We start from the raw sequence: 18,154 nt of genomic DNA on the forward strand, positions 1-18,154 counted from the left end.
CTAAAATACTAATTTAAAAATAAAAATTCTATTGAATGAATAAATTATTGTTAAGTATTTCTCTCTTTGCAGCGGTTGCTGGAATGACGCAAGCCCAAACTAAAATTTCGGGTATTGCAAAGAATTCAGCAACAAACGAAGAGGTGTACAATCTTACGGTAAGATTGGATGGAATGTCTAGTGACGCGGTTATAACCGATCGCATTGGATATTTCCAATTTGTAGATGTGCCAGATGGGACCTACAAATTACAGGTTTTCGGAGTGGGATTTGATCCCTACGAGAAATCAATTTCGGTTGCAGGTCAAAAGGAAATTGAATTAGGTGAGATTCTTTTAACGTATAACCCAACAAATATTGATGTGGGATTGATTACGTTAAATGATGATGAACTGTCTTCAGATGAATCGTCTACGTCATCAAACGCTGGACTTTTACAGTCTTCACGCGATGTGTTTGCCCGTGTGGCAGCGTATGAATTGGGTTCTTATTGGTTCAAGCCAAGAGGGTACGATAACAAATACAATGATATTCATTTCAATGGCGTTCGAATGAACAAAATTGATAATGGTCGTGCAACGTTCAATAACTGGGGTGGTTTAAATGATGTCACTCGTCGACCAGATGAGTTAACGTATGCTTTAGAACCATCAGCTTATTCCTTTGGTGATATTGGAGGGGTAACCAATTTTGATACCCGTCCTTCAACCATGCGAAAGGGCGTGAGCTTATCGTATTCTGCAACCAATCGTTCGTATCGTAACCGTGTGATGGCAACATATAATACCGGTCTAATGAACAATGGATGGGCCGTGATGGTTTCTGGTTCTCGTCGTTGGGCTGAAGAAGGTTTAGTGGAAGGTACTTTCCATGACTCTTGGGCTTATTTTCTAGGAATTGAAAAGAAATTTAACAATCAACATACGTTAAACTTTACAACTTTTGGAGCGCCTAATCGACGTTCAACGGGTTCTGCTAATACCCAAGAAATGGTTGATATCAAAGGGATTTATTATAATTCTTTTTGGGGATGGCAAGATGGAGAAAAACGCAACGAACGCGTCAAAGAAACTTTCGAGCCTGTATTTCAATTGTCGCATCATTGGAATCTGAATCCAACTTCTAAATTATTAACCACATTATCGTACCAAACGGGTCGTGAATCAGGATCTCGATTGGATTGGTTTAGGGCGAATAACCCTACTCCAAATTATTACCGCAATTTACCTTCTTGGCAATTGGTAAATGCTGATAATTTAGGAATTGATGGAACTGATAACTATAATGCCAAATTGGAGGCGTGGAGAAATGGATCGGCTTCTCAATTGGATTGGTATCGTTTATATGAAGCGAACCGTAATGTGAATGGTAATTCTGTATACTATTTGACCAATGATGTGAATGAAGATAAAGTCGCTACATTTTATACCAATTTCAAAACCGAATTAACGAAGAATATTGATTTGGTCATTGCTGCATCCTATCAAAATGTACAATCCGATTTATTCCGTGAGGTGGAGGATTTATTAGGTGGTCAATATGTGATGAATTATGATGAATTCAATAATGTCGAATACGATGTAAATCATCCAGGGTATACGGCTAAAACGGGGGATCGTCACGAGTATAATTACGAGATCAATAGAAATTATGCCGACTTATTTTTTCAATCCAAAATTAAAAGCAAATTTCTAGATTTTACGGTAGGGATGAGAACGTCTTATACGGATTTCTATCGTAATGGTAAATTCAAGCATGGACTTTATCTGGATTCTTCCTTTGGTAAATCGAAACGATTTGACTTTTTGAATTATGGAATTAAATCCAACTTCTTATTTAAATTGGATGGACGAAATTTCTTCTCGTTGAATGGACAATATGCGACAGAAGCTCCTACAGCCGATGAGGTTTTCCCTAATGCGCGTTTGCATGAAGTGACAGTAGATGACGATATTGTAAATGCAAAAATTTTATCGGGAGATGTATCCTATATTCATCGCGGTCCTAAATTTAAAGCGAGAGCTACAGCATACTACACCAAAATTGAAGATGAAATTGAAAAAGGTTTCGGTTATATCGATGGGGCAGATAATCAACGCCTATTTGTGGCTGAAATTATGACGGGTGTAGATAAACAATACATGGGAGGAGAATTTGCCGTTGAAGCACAAATCACCCCTACAATAAAAGTTTCAGGAGTTGCTGCTTTAGGTCAACATACTTATACCAATAACCCTAATTATTATTTATTCTCAGATAATATCCAAAAAACAGATCATGTTCCTTATAAAAATTATGGAACAGCTTATATTAAAGACTATAAACTTCAAACAGGACCTCAATCGGGATATTCATTAGGTGTTGAATATCGTGCTCCTCAATTTTGGTGGATTGGCGTTTCTGGGAATTACTTAACGAACAACTATTTGGATATTGCCCCTTTCCGTCGAACAACTAATTTTATTCGAGGGGTTCAAAATCCAGTAACAGAAGAATCTTTGCGTGAAGTTTTAAAACAAGAACGCGTTTCTGATGAATTCATGTTGAACTTAAATGTGGGGAAAACGTTTCGTTTTGGAAATTACTATTTAGGAACAAGTTTAACTGTGAATAATGTATTAGACAATAAAAATTATGTCACAGGAGGTTTTGAACAATTACGATTAGGTAATTATGATGATGCTTTAAACCCGAATGTCAGAACATTACTTGGACCACGTATGTTTTATGGTTCAGGAAGAACATTCTTCTTTAATGTTTATGTACGATTCTAACCCAACAACACTTACGATTTAAAAAACAAAACCATGAATAAATTCAATAAAATATTAACAATTCTTGCTGTGTTTTGCAGCATGTTTTTATCCTATTCTTGCGTGCAAGATGATGATTATTCGATTCCACCGGCTGAATGTACTGGATTACAAACGAATAAGTATATTTCCGATTTAATCGCTGATGTAGAAGCTTCAAACTTACCAAATCAATTGCATTATTATAATGAAGATGCTGTTTTGGAAGGGTATGTGATTTCAAGTGATGAAACAGGGAATTTCTTTAAAACAATTTCGATTCAAGATGATCCTGTCAATCCTTCTGGAAAAGGAATTCAATTGGAAATCGATGCCAATAATTTATATACGAATTATCCATTAGGTTCTAAAATTCAAATCCAGTTGAACGGATTAGTAGCAGGATATGATCGAGGGGTAATAAAATTAGGTTCTATTTATGTTCAAAATGGTGAAACGCGTGTGGGACGAATGCAACAGACGTTAGCTAATGCTAATATTAAAAAAACGTGTGATGTGATAGAACCTTTAACGCCTCGTGTTTTTAATTCGCTATATGAGGCGCTAAAACTTGAAAATGTAAATACATTAGTGACAATTAAAAACATTCAATTTGAAAACCCTACAGGAGATGTGACTTATGGGGATGCTGTTAATTTAACGACGGTGAATCGTAAATTAATTGATAAGAAAGGGAAAACAGTAGATTTAAGAAATAGTGGATATGCTTCTTGGGCAGATGCTACGTTACCAACGCAATCAGGGGAGATTACAGTTGTCGTATCGATTTATAATGGAGGATACCAATTGTACATACGTGATTTAAATGATGTAAAATTTGATCAACCACGATTTGAACCTGGACAACCTGATTTACCTTCATCAAATGCAAAATTGCCATTTTTAGGAGCTGATTTTAATGATTGGCAAGCCTTTTTGGACAGTAAAAATAGTTTCCCATACGATCCTATCGTCCAAAGAGGAGTAGGTGAAGGGATAGATAATACCGATGCGTTGCATTTATCAGGAACCCGTTCATCCAATGGATATGCATTTACCACACGTCCAACAGGAAGTAATTTACCTACTCATCCAACCAAGCTTCATTTTTGGGTGAAAGGAACATCTGCGAAATCATTAAACATCTATGTGTATAAAACGGATGGTTCTTTTTATGCATTTAATGTAGGAGCTTTAACAAATGATAAGTTGGTCGTGGAGAATGGTGGTTCGACAAACAGTTATACGGGAACCATTGATACCAATGGGGAATGGAAATTGGTTGAATTAAGTTTAGAAGGATTAAACGATATCAATACTTCAAATGTTCAAGGAGATTTCTTAGCCTTTCGTGTAGGAAGTGCTGCGAATTATGATTTGTTTATTGATAATATCACGATTGAATAATCAGAACACCAATAAAAAATTGAAAAGGAGAGCTTTGGCTCTCTTTTTTATTTAAAGACCTGCTGTGATTAATATAAAAGTTTATAAAAAGGTTTTTCTGGTGAATATTATTCTTAAAAATGTATATTTATTAGAATTTTCTTAATTAAAACTAAATATTTAATAAGCCATAAAAGGGCTTGAAAAGGGTATTTTTATATGGTTAATGCGAAATAATATAGTTTGAATTATGTAAATAAGATAAATATGCGGGTATTTTATTATATATTCTATAAGTCTAATGATTTTATGTTAAAAAGCTTAAAATTTAAAAAAAATATTATAACTAGTTGTATATCTTAAAAAAATGTTACAGTTTTGTACTAAATGTTATAAAAATTAGACTATGAGGAGAAAATTAACATCTTTGAGTCTTGTTGCTTTCCTTGGACTAGGAGGTTTAGCAATGGCTCAAGTTACAGGTGTAGTTAACGACGCGGACAACTTTCCTGAATTAGGGGCTGAAGTTGTTGTAAAAGGTACTGATAAAGTTGTATATACAGATGAGGATGGTAAATTTGATATTGATGCTAAAATCGGAGACGTTTTAGTGATTAATGGGAAAGAATTTATTGTTACATCAAATAATTTAGGAGTAATCAAGTATGCTGACGAGAATGTAGCTTTACAAGAAGTTATTGTTACAGCATATGGTACTCAGACAAAAGAGTCTTTAACGGGATCTGTAGGAGAAGTTAAAGCGAAAGAAATTGAAAATGTTACTGCAACAAATGTTGTTCAAGGGATGACAGGTAAAATTGCAGGGGTACAAGTAATTTCGAATAATGGTATGCCAGGTTCAGAACCTACAGTACGATTCAGAGGTATTGGTTCGATTAATGGATCTTCAGCACCATTATATGTAGTAGACGGTGTTCCATTCAATGGAAATATTTCTGCGATTAATAATCAAGATATTGAATCGATCTCTTTCTTGAAAGATGCATCTGCAGCAGCTTTATACGGTAACCGTGGAGCGAATGGTGTAATTATTATTACAACGAAAAAAGGTGTAAAAGGTGGTGATCGTTATACTTTAAATTTAAAATCTGGGGTTGCATCACGAGGAGTTAGAGAATATGATATTCAAAGATCTCCTTCTAAACATTATGAAGATCACTTCAAAATGTTATATGAAACTTATAGAGATAATGGAGGTAGTCATGAAGCTTCAATGGCATGGGCTAACACTAACTTAATCTCTAACTCTACTTATGGGTTAAGAAGAAATGTTACTAATGTTGCAAATAATGCAATAATTGATCCTACAACAGGTAAGTTTGCGAACAATGCTTCAATTTTATATTCAGAAGATTGGGAAGATTACTTATTTAAAGATGGTTTCTTTACACAAACACACTTTAGTGGATCTGGTGCTACAGACAAAACTTCATACTTCTACTCAGCTGGTTATGATAGAAATGATGGTTACGTTGTAAACTCAGGAGTTGAGAAATTTACAGGAAGAATCAAGGTTGATAATAAAATCAGCGATCGATTATCTGTAGGTGCTAACGTAGCTTATACAAATATGACAAGAAAAACGGTTGATGGATTCGAAGGATCTTCAGCATTCTCAAACCCTTTCTCTTGGACAAGAGCTATTGCTCCAATTTATCCAGTACATGCTTATAATAATGGTCAATTGGTATTAGATGCTAATGGTAACCCAGTTTATGATGATGGTACTAATACTTATACAGGTGCACCTCGTCCATACGGAAGTTTACAAAATCCATATGCTACAGCATTAAATGATATTAAGAAAACAGTATATGACCAAGTTTTCGCTAATGGATATGCAAAAGTTAACATTTTCGATGGTTTAGATTTTACGTACTCTGTTACAGCGGAATTAAACCAATCTTTAAATAAAGATGTTGATACTCCATTATACGGTGATGCAGTTGGAGCTGGAGGTCGTGTATCAAATACTTCTGGACGTGTTTTTGCATTAACACAACAACAATTATTAACGTATAAGAAAAGATTTGGTAATCATAACTTTGATGCGTTATTAGGACATGAAACGTTAGATCGAAAAACTGAAGGAGTTTATGCTTATAGAACAAACATGTTGTTAGCAAATAGTCCTTATGTAAATCATGCATCTTTATTAAACGAGGCGCAATCTTACGGTACTCCTTATGCTATCGAAGGTTATTTTGCACGTTTAAACTATGATTACGCTAGCAAATATTACATCAATGCGAATGTAAGACGTGATGGTTCATCTCGTTTCCACCCAGATAACCGATGGGGAACATTCTTTGGTGTTGGTGCAGCATGGCGTATTTCTCAAGAAGCTTTCTTAAAAGATTCAAGTGTTGTTAATGAATTAAAATTAAAAGCATCTTACGGAGAACAAGGAAATGATAACTTAGGATACGATTTCCCATACACAGATTTATATTCTGTTTATATGGAAACAGATCCAGATTTCCCATTAGCTTACGTACAAACGTTTAAAGGAAATAAAAACATCACTTGGGAAACTAATGCAAACTTTAATGCTGGTTTCGAATTAGGAATGTTCAATAATAGATTAACTATTGAAGCAGAATATTTCTTAAGAAAATCTCAAGATATGTTATTCATGAAGCCATTAAATTTATCAGAAGGATTCGCGTCTTACCCTGAAAATATTGGTGATATGAAAAATGAAGGGGTAGAGGTTACTTTAGGAGTTGGTGTTGTTCGTAATGAAAACTTCCAATTTAATATCTCTGCTAATGGAACATACTTAAAGAATGAAATCACATCTTTACCAGATGAAACAATGATTTCAGGAAGTTATATTTTCCAAAAAGGAAATTCTAGATACGACTGGTATTTACGTGAGTTTGCTGGTGTAAACCAAGAAACAGGAGCTGCTCAATTCTATATTGTTGACGCTGAAACAGGTGAGAAAACAATTACTGAAAATTATGCTCAAGCTACTTTACAACGCGTAGGAAAATCAGCTGTTCCTAAATTCTATGGAGGTTTTGGATTTGATATGGCGTATAAAGGTTTTGACTTAAACGTAAACTTTGCTTACCAAGCAGGTGGTTGGGGTTATGATTCTGAGTACATGGCATTCTTCGATGGTGGTATTGGACAAACATTCCACAATGATTATGCAAATACTTGGTCAGAAACGAATAAAACAGCTAATTTACCAACTGTATTAGCATTAAATAGTAAAAACTACTATTCAACTTCTACATTAGGTTTAATTAAGTCAGACTATATTTCATTACAAAATATTTCTATTGGTTATACATTCAATAATAAGTTAGTAGAACCAATTGGAATTAAGAGTTTAAGAATTTATGCATTAGCAGATAATGTTGCTGTGTGGTCTAAACGTCAAGGATATGATCCTCGTTTAAGTTATACAGGTGTTTCATCTAATCAATATTCTCCATTACGTACAATTTCTGGAGGTATCAACATTAATTTCTAAATTTTAAACAAATGAAAAAATATATTTTAACAGCTTTTGCAGCTTGTGCATTATTCTCTAGTTGTTCTGAAGATTATTTAACGAAAGGACCTGGAGATGAGGTATCAACAGATCAAATGAATGATTTGTTACTTCAAAATCCTGAGCAAGCATACGTAATCTTTGACGGTGCTTTACAAGGGAACAATAAATATTTAATGGAATTTAATACGAATGGAGCAGGTGCTCATGATGATTTCGGTTACATGTCTATTAAATTAGGATTAGATCACATGGGAAATGACCTTGTGATGGAATCTAATCAATGGTTTGTTAATTATTATAACTATACAGCTCGTCAGGTATCTAACGCTAGAAACCAAATGGTTTGGAAATTCTATTATAAAGTAATTTATAATATGAATGATGTGATTAAAAGAATTGAGGCATCTCCAATCGCAGATAACGATTCTGGTAAACAATTAGTTGCAAGAGCGAAAGCTTTACGTGCAAACTCTTATTTTGATTTAGTAAGAATTTATGCGAATGGTGAAGAAGGTATCCCATACTATGAAGCAAATGGTGTTTACGATTCAAGCCGTGTACCAACAAGCCAAATTATGGCGTACATTGAGAGAGATTTATTAGAGTCTTACAACTATTTAACACCTTCTCAATCATATATTTCTGATATTAATCAAAATGTAGTTGCTGGTTTCTTATCTCGTTTTTATTTAACAAAAGGAGATTATACAAAAGCAGCACAATACTCTAACTTAGCTAGACAAGGGTATGCATTAATGGGACGTGATGGTTTAGCTGCAGGTTTCTCAGATGTAAAAGATGCTTCAGCAAATTCAGAATACATGTGGGGAGCAGATATCACTGTTGCTACAACGGCAGTATACGCATCTTTCTTCTCAATGATGGATAACACGAATGATGGATATGCAGGATTATTAGGTCAAATTAGAAAAATCGACAAACGATTATACGATCAAATTCCTGATTCAGATTATCGTAAAGCATGGTTCGCTTCTGAAGATACAGAAATTAACGGATACGAAGTTCCTAAGTATGCTAACTTAAAATTCCGTGATAAAACATTCTTCTATGGAGATTATGTATTTATGCGTGTTGCTGAGTTCTATTTTAATGAAGCAGAAGCATTAGCATTATCAGGAAGCGAAGCTCAAGCTAAACAAGTATTATTCGAAATTATGTCAACGCGTAATCCAGAATATACATTATCGACAAACTCTGGTCAAGCATTATTAGATGAGATTCGTATTAATAAACGTATTGAGATGTGGGGTGAAGGTTTAGAGTTCTTCGATATGAAACGTAATAACATTCCATTATTAAGAAATTATGAAGGTTCTAATCATACATCTTTAGGTAATCCTCATAATTATGAGGCTGGATCTGCGAAATTTATTTTCCAAATCCCTCAAGCTGAGATTAATACCAACGGTAATATTACAAGCCAAAATCCATTCTAATCATAGAACGATTTTAAACATAAAAAAATCCCCTCATTTGAGGGGATTTTTGTTTTTATAAGAATTTATTTAATAGTCTTTTAAAAATTCATAGGCTCGAATTTCAGCCCAAGAATGAAGGGTGTTTTTTAAAGGAAAAGCACAATGTCCTCCGTACTTTGGAATTTCAAAGAAAAGGTGTGGATATTTTGTAAATCGTTCCTTTGGATAACACTCTTCTCCTAAAAAAGGATCATTGGCGGCATTGACGATTAATGTTGGAACTTTTACCTGATCCAATACCGTAGCAGGACTTGCTTTGTGGTAATATTCTTCTTTCGATGCATAGCCATGTAAAGGGGCAGTATAGTAAGCATCAATTTCATCAAACGATTTAATATTTGCCAACATCGCTTCATTTACTTTTCCGGGATATTGTTTGGATTTGGCCTTAAATTTTGGGATCAGCGTCTTTTTAAAATTGTTCAAATAAATGGTATTGGGAAATACCTTTAAGGTATCTGAGCATGATTTTAGTGAAATTGGAATAGAGAATACCGCTGCAGCTTTTAGAGAGTGATGCGTCTCGTATTCGCCTAAATAATTTACAATTAATGCTCCCCCCATCGAATATCCAATAAGATAGATGGATTCGTAACCTTCAGCGATCGCTTTTACCATGACGCGATGCACATCATCGGTCACCCCATGATGGTACAGACGGATGGTTTGGTTCATTTCTCCTCCACAACTGCGATGATTCCATGCTAAAATATTGTACCCTTTTTCAAAGAAATAATCCGAACAGGTGTTGAGATAGGTACGTTTAGAGTCGCCTTCTAGCCCATGAAATAGTATGGCTAATTTCTTTTTGTTGTCTTGGAATCGCCAATCCAAATTCAGAAAGTCACCATCATCGGTTGAAATTTTTTCTCGAGTATACTGAGGAACAGGATATTTCTTATAGCGTGTACCTAAAATCGTCGATAAATGCGAATTTTTTTGCCAAAATCCTTTGGCTTCATAAGCCGAATGTTCAATCAAGGGCATGCTTAGTAAATTTTAACGTCCATCAAAAAATCTTTTTTGATTTCTTCATTAATATTGGCAATGATTTTTGATTTTCCATACATCAATTCTTGACGCATTGCTGGTGAATTGATTTTCACATAAAGAACACGTTGTCTCACTTCCACACGATCGGTATATTTTTCAAAGAATTTGCCCATCACCGTGTGCCAAGCTTCTTCAGCTTTTACTTCCCACATCAACTCTTCTTTCCCATTGGCTTTCATAAAATAGTCAAATGCTTCACCAATGGATTGTGTGTTCTGTCTTTTGTAATTCTTCTTCATGTTTATAAACGAAAGACTTTACTTTCGGCATTGATTTGTTTGATGATGTTTTCCGTACGGTCTGAATGTGTATCGGTAATGAAAATTTGACCAAATCGTTCTTCGTTCACTAATTTGATCAACTGGGTCACACGATGTTCATCCAATTTATCAAAAATATCATCCAACAACAAAATTGGGGTAACGTGTTGGGCCGCCTTGATAACTTCCAATTGCGCTAATTTTAAAGCGATAAGATAGGATTTCTGTTGGCCTTGTGATCCAAATTTTTTAATGGGATAATTTGTAATGGTAAACAATAAATCATCTTTATGAATCCCAGCTGTGGAATATTGTGCCGCACGATCCTTCCATAAAGCCTCTTTTAAAACGGTTTCAAATGAAGCATTGTTTAATTGAGAAACATATTCGATGTTTACTTTTTCCCGACCTTCCGAAATTTCATCGTAATATTTTAAAAAAGCTTCTAAAAATTCTTTGACAAAAGCTTGACGAACTTCATGAATTTTTTTTCCTAAATGAATCAATTCTTCATCATAAATCTCTAATGTCGTGGCATCAAACGTATTATTCGCTGCGAAGTATTTTAATAGAGTATTGCGTTGAACCAACACTTTATTATAGCGCATTAAATCCGCTAAATAATGTTTGTTGGATTGGGAAATGATGTTGTCTAAGAATTTGCGACGGACCTCGCTCCCTTCTTTGATTAGATCACTGTCATAAGGCGAAATCATCACCAAAGGATATTGTCCGATGTGTTCCGAAATACGATCGTATGCTTTTGAATTGCGTTTGAGTTGTTTGGCTTGACCTGAGCGAACCAAACAGAAGATAATGTCTTCCTTCTCATTTTTCTCAAAAATACCTTCTAAGGTAAAATAATCACACTCAAATTGGATGTTCATCGCATCCGAATGATTCAAATAGGATTTACTTAAAGCCAAGTAATGGATGGCATCCAAAATATTGGTTTTTCCTTTTCCATTTTGTCCTACAAATGCATTAATTTTTGGTGAAAATTCTAAATCTTTCTCATCAAAATTTTTGAATTGGCGTGCTTTAAGTTCTTTTAAATACATGATGCAAAATTACAACATTTTCTCATCATTGGAGGCGTCAATCAATACTGCAAGTTGAATGCAATTTTCATTTGATCGGTTACTCCACGCATGATTTGTACCTCGTTGAATCACTACATCTCCCGCTTGCAATAATGTTTCACCTTCTTCCATCACAAGATATATTTCACCGGACAGAATAACCACATAATCCAATGTTTGGGTTTGATGCATTAAGGGATGAGGATGGCCAATTTCTTCTTCAATCCCCAGTTCTTTATCGGGAGGAATACAAACATATCGTAAATAGGTCCCATTTTTAGGTGTTTGAGGAATTCCTGTATTCGGAATTTCCACTTCATCTTCTAAACTGGCTGGCATTTGAGAGGTATTCCATAAATCAGAGATGTATAGCCCATGGAAATGGTCGACGACATTTTGGGCGATTTGATCTTCTACGATGACCGATTGACCATTCTTTATTCCTGTGACTACTCGGCGAGGGATATTTTTCATGCAAAAGTTTTTTATTAAATTTAAATAATTGATAATGAATGGTGTGTTAATTTTATTTGAAAATTCGTGAAAAAGAAACCCTATCCGTTTGAATCCTGAAATAACGAAACGTTAAGTGGTAAAAAGTTGTCTTTTAAATCAGTAAAATGATGTATTTTTGCACCTTTAATACAGAATACATTAAGAAATGGCAGTTCAAAAACCATCGATTCCAAAAGGAACAAGAGATTTTTCTCCTTTAGAAGTGAATCGCCGTCAATATATTATCAATACCATTAAGAAGCAATTTGTTTTATTTGGTTTCTCACCCATCGAAACTCCTTCATTCGAAAATTTATCGACTTTAACAGGTAAATACGGAGAAGAAGGCGATCGTTTAATCTTTAAGATTCTAAATTCTGGAGATTATTTAGGAAAAGTAGACGAACAATTATTAGCGGACAGAAACAGTCAAAAAGTAATTCCTCATATTTCGGAGAAAGCATTACGTTACGATTTAACGGTGCCTTTTGCTCGTTACGTGGTGCAACACCAAAACGAAATCACATTCCCATTTAAACGTTACCAAATTCAACCCGTATGGCGTGCAGACCGTCCTCAAAAAGGTCGTTTCCGTGAGTTTTACCAATGTGATGCCGATGTGGTTGGATCGAATTCGTTATTACAAGAAGTGGATTTCGTGCAATTATATGATTCCGTTTTTACCCAATTAAATGCGCCAGTTGAAATTCACATCAACAACCGTAAAATCTTATCAGGTTTAGCGGAAGTGGCAGATATTTCGGCTCAATTAATTGATTTTACGGTGGCTTTAGATAAGTTGGATAAAATTGGGGAAGAAGCGGTAAAAGAGGAAATGCGCGGAAAAGGAATTTCAGAAGAAGCCATTACGATTTTATCTCCCTTATTCGCGATGAATGGTGATTACAAATCACAATTTGCTCAATTAAAAGAGATTTTAGCAACATCTGAAACGGGGTTAAAAGGAATCGAAGAATTAGAATTTGTTTTTGAACAAACGGAAAATATCGGTTTACAATCAGCAGATTTAATCTTAAATTTAACGTTAGCGCGTGGTTTAGATTACTATACAGGAGCGATCTACGAAGTGAAAGCGAAGATTGGAGAATTTACTTCATCGATTGGTGGAGGTGGTCGTTACGACGATTTAACAGGAATTTTTGGTTTAAAAGATATTTCAGGAGTTGGAATCTCTTTTGGATTAGACCGTATCTACTTAGTATTAGAAGATAATAATTTATTCCCTGCGTTAGAAGATTCAACGAATATTCAAGCGTTATTCATCAACTTTGGAAACAAAGAGGCGGCTGAAGCGATGAAATTGGTGAAACAATTGCGTTTACAAGGGATTAATACAGAAGTGTATCCCGATGATGCAAAAATGAAAAAGCAGATGGGGTACGCGGACAAAAAAGGAATTAAGAAAGTCATTTTATTAGGCGAAAAAGAAATCCAAGAGCAAAAAGCAACCGTAAAAGATATGGTTACGGGAGAGCAATCCGAAGTAGCTTTTGCGGATTTGGTAAATGCTTTATAATCTGAAAATTACTTAATATATTTGCAAACTATTTAATTTACAAGATAAAATGAGTTTATTAACAGTAGGTACAGTTGCCTTCGATAAATTAGAATCACCATTCGGGAAAACAGATAAAATCTTAGGTGGAGCAGCAACATACATCAGTATGGCTTCTTCATTATTAGGAGTTGAAACAGGATTAGTTTCTGTAGTTGGTGGAGATTTCCCTCAAGAATACATCGATTTATTAAAATCGAAAAATGTTGATTTAGCAGGTTTAGAAATTGTAGCTGATGGTAAAACTTTCTTTTGGGAAGGTAAATACCACAACGATTTAAATACACGTGATACGTTAACAACTGAGTTAAATGTATTAGAAACGTTCAATCCAGTCGTTCCTCAAAACTGGAAAAACGCTGACGTATTAATGTTAGGAAACTTACATCCATTAGTACAAGCAGGAGTTTTAGAGCAAATGGAAAATCGTCCAAAATTAGTTGTTTTAGATACAATGAACTTCTGGATGGATTGTGCTTGGGAAGAGTTAATGGCAGTCATCAAAAATGTTGATGTAATTTCGATTAACGACGAAGAAGCGCGCCAAATGTCAGGTGAATACAGCTTACGTAAAGCAGCTCGTAAAATCGCTGAAATGGGACCAAAAACGGTGATCATTAAGAAAGGAGAGCACGGAGCTTTATTATTCCAAGGAGATCAAGTTTTCTATGCACCAGCATTACCAATGGAAGAAGTTTTCGATCCAACAGGAGCAGGAGATACTTTCGCAGGAGGATTCTCTGGATACTTAGCAAAAACGAATGATTTCTCTTTCGAGAACATGAAACGTGCGATTATCTTCGGATCGGCATTAGCATCTGTGACATGTGAAAAATTCGGTACTGAATCTTTACAAAACTTAGATGTTGACGCTTTAAATGCTCGTTTAAACGACTTCCGTGAATTAATGCGCTTCGAACAAATTGAATTCTAATTGAATTGATCATCATATTGAAAAGCTCTTTCTTCGGAAAGGGCTTTTTTTTTGGAATTACTTTTGTAACTTCATAAATACCAAAACCTAAAGCGTATGAAAAATAGATTTATTCTTCTGTTAATCCTTGCCTTATTTTCTATCATCTCTGGAGTACTTATTTCTAAGATGTCTTTTATCGGAAAAGTTGGAATAACTTTTTTATATGATGAATACACGATATTAAAATCGTGGTGGCAAACTGCACTCATGCTGTTTGTCGTGCAAATGGTCATATTTGGTTTGATGTACTATTTCCATTTCAAACAAACTGCTGTACTTATGCGAAAAATATTGCCGTTAATTTTAATTGTGGTGGGAATTATCGGTTTATATCTCACATTTATTGATTTTACGGAGACTTCGCATCGATTAATGAGTACAAGTTTCCATATGGGCTTCTATTTGTTTTGGATTACATGGTTTATCAATTGCATATACTTTTTAGTACTCCAAAAAAAAGAAAGGAAATTAGAAGCTTTCCATGAAATTTATCAACATGAATCACAAGAATAAAAAAAAATCCTATCGAATTTCGATAGGATTTTCATTGTGACGTCGGCAGGATTCAAACCTGCAACCTCTTGAGCCGTAATCAAGTGCGCTATTCAGTTGCGCCACGACGCCATTCTGAATAAGAAACCGTTGTTCTTATTTTGGACTGCAAATATAGGGTGAATTTTTAATTCACCAAATAAAATTTACATTTTTTTTATCCTCTATTTCGGTCAGCGATTAAAAGCATCATATAACTTAGGATAAATAATTCGTCATTTCCTTCTGTATCAGCAAGTTTTTCTAATTTAAATTTTCTTCCAAAAAATGAAGGTTCTTTAGAAATTTCCATTAATTCTTTTCCTGACAAATCACTTAAAGCATATTTTGGATTAAAAACATAACCAGAAAAGAAGCCAAGAATAGGAATTTCTCCAACCATTCCATCTAACATACGTACCAATCCACTTCGTTCTTTGATGGTGAACATATGTTGATCATTGGCATCATAAATATGAAATGTTGCGGTCCAAAATGATTTTAAGGTTTTGCGACGTGCTTTTCCGACAACCTTTCCATTGCGGTCGGTAATCGTAAAAGTTTGCTGAAAGTCGATGAGTTTGTTGGATGTTAATTCGTAAAGTAATGCTGTTTGTTTTGAATCTGAATATACTTTAATGCGATCGCGCCATGTAAACATTTTTTCTCTGACATAAAAAACAGATTGTCCTGTAGCATCGGTAACTGAGAAATCATTGGAAATGGTAGCGATATGGAATTTAAAATCTAAAGGAAATTGAAGTTGGTTGATTGACATATTTAAATTGTTATCTCTTTCAAAAATAATGGAATAAATTAAATTTTATTGTTAAATTAATTTATCACAAAAAACTATTCAAATGAAAAACATTAAAACAGCTGATTTATGCGATGATTACATCGATGAGTTAAAAGTTGCTCTGCCCATAGGTTTCAATAATTATGGTGGAAAGAAAGCATTTCACGGCGAAATTGTCACCATTAAATGCTTGGATAATAATCCGTTGGTTCGTGCCACGTTATCCGAAAATGGAAAAGGTAAAGTATTGGTGGTTGATGGGGAAGCATCGAAGAAATGCGCTTTAACTGGGGATAATATTGCACAATTGGCGTATGACAATGAATGGGCGGGTATTATTATCAACGGTTGTATCCGCGACAGTGAGGCAATTGGTCGAATTGCTATTGGGGTAAAAGCATTGTATACGAATCCAATAAAAAGTGGAAAACAAGAAGTTGGAGAAATCAATATTCCGATTACATTTGCGAATGTAACATTCTATCCGGGTGAATATCTGTATTCAGACGAAGATGGAATTGTTATTTCTAAAACCCCATTGCATTAACCTCGTGCAAAACTGAAACTCACAAAAAAATGAAATATAATTTTAAAGACAAAATTGTTTTGATTACCGGTTCTGCTACTGGAATCGGAAAAATAATGAGCCGTAAAGTACTGGAAAAAGGTGCAAAAGAAGTGGTCATGTTGGATTATAATTTAGAAGGCATTCAACAGGTCAAACAAGAATTTGCCCATTTTGGAAAAACGATTCATACCTACCAAGTCGATTTATCGCAACAAGACCAAGTCTTAGCGGTCATCGAAAAAGTAAAAGCAGATCTCCCAAAAATCGATGTGTTGATTAACAATGCTGGAGTTATTGTAGGGAAATATTATACCGATCATACGGTGAATGATATCAATTACACGATGGATATCAATACGATTGCCGTGATGTTGTTAGCCAATGCCTTTATGCCGGATATGGTTGCTCGTAACGAAGGGGTGATTTGTAATATAGCTTCGATGGCGGGATTAACGTCTACACCAAAAATGGCTGCTTATGTAGCCAGTAAATGGGCTGTAGTTGGTTTTTCGGAAACCTTATGGTTGGAGATGAAACAACAGCAAAAGAATGTTATCATCAATTGTGTAATGCCTTTTTATATCAATACTGGTATGTTTGATGGGGTAAAATCGCGAGTAGTTCCGATTTTAGATCCAGAGAAAGTAGCCACTAAAATTATCTCGAATATCGAAAAAGGAAAATTCAGAACACCATTGCCGTTACCTTATTGGTTTATACGAACAGCTCAAGCGTTGATGCCGAATAAGATTTATGATTTTGTGATGGGAGATATTTTCGGAATTTATGATTCGATGGAAGATTTTAAAGGAAGAACGAAATAAAATAAAAAAAGCTGAAGATTATTCTTCAGCTTTTTGCTTTTATAAATAGTTTCTTACTTCATCCAAATGTTTGATGGTTGGAACACCATCCATTTCAAAATTGTCGTCTAAACGATCAAAGAAAATGGCTGACATTCCATAGGCTTTGGCACCTACAGCATCTGCAATCCAATCGTCACCGATATAAATAGATTCTTCTTTTTTAGCCCCAGATTTATGAATGGCTAAATCAAAAATACGAGGGTCTGGTTTTAAGATTTTAATTTCATCCGCATACGTTACCGTATCAAAATAACCATTTAAATCAGAAGTTTCAATCTTACGTTTCGAAACTTCGATAAATCCATTCGTGATGATGTGTAGTTTATATTTCGGTTTTAAATAATCCAATAATTCCATCGCTCCATCCACCACTTCATTATAGTTGGTAATGGTTTCCATGTACTCATCTTCAAAAATACGGGCTAATGCATCATTATCAATTCCTAAGTTGTCAAAGGCTTCTTTAAAACGACGCGCGCGTAATTCCTCTTTAGTAATTTTTTTGTCACGAATCAAGGCCCATAGGCTTTCGTTGCTTTCGTGGTAGTGGGGGTGAAATTCATCGAAGGTAAAACCATAACGGTTTTCCACATCGTATTTTATATATAATTCGGCGAGTGCAAAACGTGCATTTTTACGGAAATCCCAAAGGGTATTGTCTAGGTCAAAAAAGACGTGTTTTATTGTGTTCATAAGCGCAAAGTTAATGATTATGATGTAGATTTGTGATTAAGAAATT

At 34.8% G+C, this 18,154-nt stretch carries 15 protein-coding genes and 1 tRNA gene; 9 read left to right on the plus strand and 7 right to left on the minus strand.

Features of this window, described 5'->3' with window-relative positions; translation table 11 throughout:
• Positions 1 to 35 precede the first annotated feature (35 nt).
• The 4 genes from AC1QSP_RS11175 (at position 36) to AC1QSP_RS11190 (ending at position 9,167) form a co-directional block, all read left to right on the plus strand.
• Complete coding sequence (locus AC1QSP_RS11175) at positions 36 to 2,774, plus strand: carboxypeptidase regulatory-like domain-containing protein (protein WP_484078754.1); 2,739 nt, start codon at positions 36 to 38, stop codon at positions 2,772 to 2,774.
• A gap of 33 nt (positions 2,775 to 2,807) precedes the next feature.
• A complete protein-coding gene (locus AC1QSP_RS11180; RefSeq protein ID WP_484078755.1) occupies positions 2,808 to 4,199 on the plus strand; it encodes a DUF5689 domain-containing protein in 1,392 nt (463 codons plus the stop codon).
• Positions 4,200 to 4,584: 385 nt separating this feature from the next.
• Entirely contained in the window at positions 4,585 to 7,686 is a 3,102-nt protein-coding gene (locus tag AC1QSP_RS11185) for a SusC/RagA family TonB-linked outer membrane protein (protein WP_484078756.1), read from the plus strand.
• 11 nt (positions 7,687 to 7,697) lie between these two features.
• Positions 7,698 to 9,167, plus strand: a complete 1,470-nt coding sequence (locus AC1QSP_RS11190; RefSeq protein ID WP_484078757.1) for a RagB/SusD family nutrient uptake outer membrane protein — start codon at positions 7,698 to 7,700, stop codon at positions 9,165 to 9,167.
• Between the two features lie 69 nt (positions 9,168 to 9,236).
• On the opposite strand, the gene AC1QSP_RS11195 is transcribed toward AC1QSP_RS11190, so the two are convergent.
• Genes AC1QSP_RS11195 through AC1QSP_RS11210 form a run of 4 tightly spaced genes read right to left on the minus strand, consistent with a single transcriptional unit; the run spans position 9,237 to position 12,078 of the window.
• A complete protein-coding gene (locus AC1QSP_RS11195) occupies positions 9,237 to 10,196 on the minus strand; it encodes a YheT family hydrolase (protein ID WP_484078758.1) in 960 nt (319 codons plus the stop codon).
• 2 nt (positions 10,197 to 10,198) lie between these two features.
• Positions 10,199 to 10,501: a DciA family protein gene (locus AC1QSP_RS11200; protein WP_484078759.1), complete on the minus strand. Its 303-nt coding sequence runs from the start codon at positions 10,499 to 10,501 to the stop codon at positions 10,199 to 10,201.
• Positions 10,502 to 10,503: 2 nt separating this feature from the next.
• Positions 10,504 to 11,583 carry a DNA replication/repair protein RecF gene (gene recF, locus AC1QSP_RS11205; protein WP_484078760.1) on the minus strand — a complete coding sequence of 360 codons (1,080 nt, stop codon included), beginning with the start codon at positions 11,581 to 11,583 and terminating at the stop codon, positions 10,504 to 10,506.
• A gap of 9 nt (positions 11,584 to 11,592) precedes the next feature.
• Positions 11,593 to 12,078, minus strand: coding sequence for a cupin domain-containing protein (locus tag AC1QSP_RS11210; protein ID WP_484078761.1), 486 nt, complete (start codon positions 12,076 to 12,078; stop codon positions 11,593 to 11,595).
• A gap of 187 nt (positions 12,079 to 12,265) precedes the next feature.
• Here AC1QSP_RS11210 and hisS point away from each other — a divergent pair, with 187 nt between their 5' ends.
• The 3 genes from hisS (at position 12,266) to AC1QSP_RS11225 (ending at position 15,164) form a co-directional block, all read left to right on the plus strand.
• Positions 12,266 to 13,636: a histidine--tRNA ligase gene (gene hisS, locus AC1QSP_RS11215; protein WP_484078762.1), complete on the plus strand. Its 1,371-nt coding sequence runs from the start codon at positions 12,266 to 12,268 to the stop codon at positions 13,634 to 13,636.
• Positions 13,637 to 13,685: 49 nt separating this feature from the next.
• Positions 13,686 to 14,609: a PfkB family carbohydrate kinase gene (locus AC1QSP_RS11220; RefSeq protein ID WP_484078763.1), complete on the plus strand. Its 924-nt coding sequence runs from the start codon at positions 13,686 to 13,688 to the stop codon at positions 14,607 to 14,609.
• Between the two features lie 96 nt (positions 14,610 to 14,705).
• Positions 14,706 to 15,164, plus strand: coding sequence for a hypothetical protein (locus tag AC1QSP_RS11225; RefSeq protein WP_484078764.1), 459 nt, complete (start codon positions 14,706 to 14,708; stop codon positions 15,162 to 15,164).
• 37 nt (positions 15,165 to 15,201) lie between these two features.
• On the opposite strand, the gene AC1QSP_RS11230 is transcribed toward AC1QSP_RS11225, so the two are convergent.
• Positions 15,202 to 15,275 (minus strand) — tRNA-Arg (locus tag AC1QSP_RS11230).
• A gap of 85 nt (positions 15,276 to 15,360) precedes the next feature.
• Entirely contained in the window at positions 15,361 to 15,960 is a 600-nt protein-coding gene (locus AC1QSP_RS11235; RefSeq protein WP_484078765.1) for an LURP-one-related family protein, read from the minus strand.
• Between the two features lie 82 nt (positions 15,961 to 16,042).
• Between AC1QSP_RS11235 and rraA the strand changes: the two genes are divergently transcribed.
• Both rraA and AC1QSP_RS11245 read left to right on the plus strand, forming a co-directional pair.
• A complete protein-coding gene (gene rraA, locus AC1QSP_RS11240) occupies positions 16,043 to 16,528 on the plus strand; it encodes a ribonuclease E activity regulator RraA (RefSeq protein ID WP_484078766.1) in 486 nt (161 codons plus the stop codon).
• Between the two features lie 29 nt (positions 16,529 to 16,557).
• Positions 16,558 to 17,373 (plus strand): SDR family NAD(P)-dependent oxidoreductase, encoded by an 816-nt coding sequence (locus tag AC1QSP_RS11245; protein ID WP_484078767.1) that lies wholly within the window; start codon positions 16,558 to 16,560, stop codon positions 17,371 to 17,373.
• Positions 17,374 to 17,412: 39 nt separating this feature from the next.
• Here AC1QSP_RS11245 and AC1QSP_RS11250 read toward each other — a convergent pair whose 3' ends face one another.
• Positions 17,413 to 18,108 carry a YjjG family noncanonical pyrimidine nucleotidase gene (locus AC1QSP_RS11250; protein ID WP_484078768.1) on the minus strand — a complete coding sequence of 232 codons (696 nt, stop codon included), beginning with the start codon at positions 18,106 to 18,108 and terminating at the stop codon, positions 17,413 to 17,415.
• Between the last annotated feature and the right edge of the window lie 46 nt (positions 18,109 to 18,154).

Source organism: Faecalibacter sp. (assembly GCF_057177045.1).

Bases quoted from the DNA above. Each gene is read 5' to 3' on its own strand.
- recF (WP_484078760.1), bottom strand. From the start codon at position 11,583: ATGTATTTAAAAGAACTTAAAGCACGCCAATTCAAAAATTTTGATGAG.
- AC1QSP_RS11200 (WP_484078759.1), bottom strand. From the start codon at position 10,501: ATGAAGAAGAATTACAAAAGACAGAACACACAATCCATTGGTGAAGCA.
- AC1QSP_RS11235 (WP_484078765.1), bottom strand. From the start codon at position 15,960: ATGTCAATCAACCAACTTCAATTTCCTTTAGATTTTAAATTCCATATC.
- AC1QSP_RS11220 (WP_484078763.1), top strand. From the start codon at position 13,686: ATGAGTTTATTAACAGTAGGTACAGTTGCCTTCGATAAATTAGAATCA.
- hisS (WP_484078762.1), top strand. From the start codon at position 12,266: ATGGCAGTTCAAAAACCATCGATTCCAAAAGGAACAAGAGATTTTTCT.
- AC1QSP_RS11225 (WP_484078764.1), top strand. From the start codon at position 14,706: ATGAAAAATAGATTTATTCTTCTGTTAATCCTTGCCTTATTTTCTATC.
- AC1QSP_RS11245 (WP_484078767.1), top strand. From the start codon at position 16,558: ATGAAATATAATTTTAAAGACAAAATTGTTTTGATTACCGGTTCTGCT.
- AC1QSP_RS11185 (WP_484078756.1), top strand. From the start codon at position 4,585: ATGAGGAGAAAATTAACATCTTTGAGTCTTGTTGCTTTCCTTGGACTA.
- AC1QSP_RS11195 (WP_484078758.1), bottom strand. From the start codon at position 10,196: ATGCCCTTGATTGAACATTCGGCTTATGAAGCCAAAGGATTTTGGCAA.
- AC1QSP_RS11180 (WP_484078755.1), top strand. From the start codon at position 2,808: ATGAATAAATTCAATAAAATATTAACAATTCTTGCTGTGTTTTGCAGC.
- AC1QSP_RS11250 (WP_484078768.1), bottom strand. From the start codon at position 18,108: ATGAACACAATAAAACACGTCTTTTTTGACCTAGACAATACCCTTTGG.
- rraA (WP_484078766.1), top strand. From the start codon at position 16,043: ATGAAAAACATTAAAACAGCTGATTTATGCGATGATTACATCGATGAG.
- AC1QSP_RS11175 (WP_484078754.1), top strand. From the start codon at position 36: ATGAATAAATTATTGTTAAGTATTTCTCTCTTTGCAGCGGTTGCTGGA.
- AC1QSP_RS11190 (WP_484078757.1), top strand. From the start codon at position 7,698: ATGAAAAAATATATTTTAACAGCTTTTGCAGCTTGTGCATTATTCTCT.
- AC1QSP_RS11210 (WP_484078761.1), bottom strand. From the start codon at position 12,078: ATGAAAAATATCCCTCGCCGAGTAGTCACAGGAATAAAGAATGGTCAA.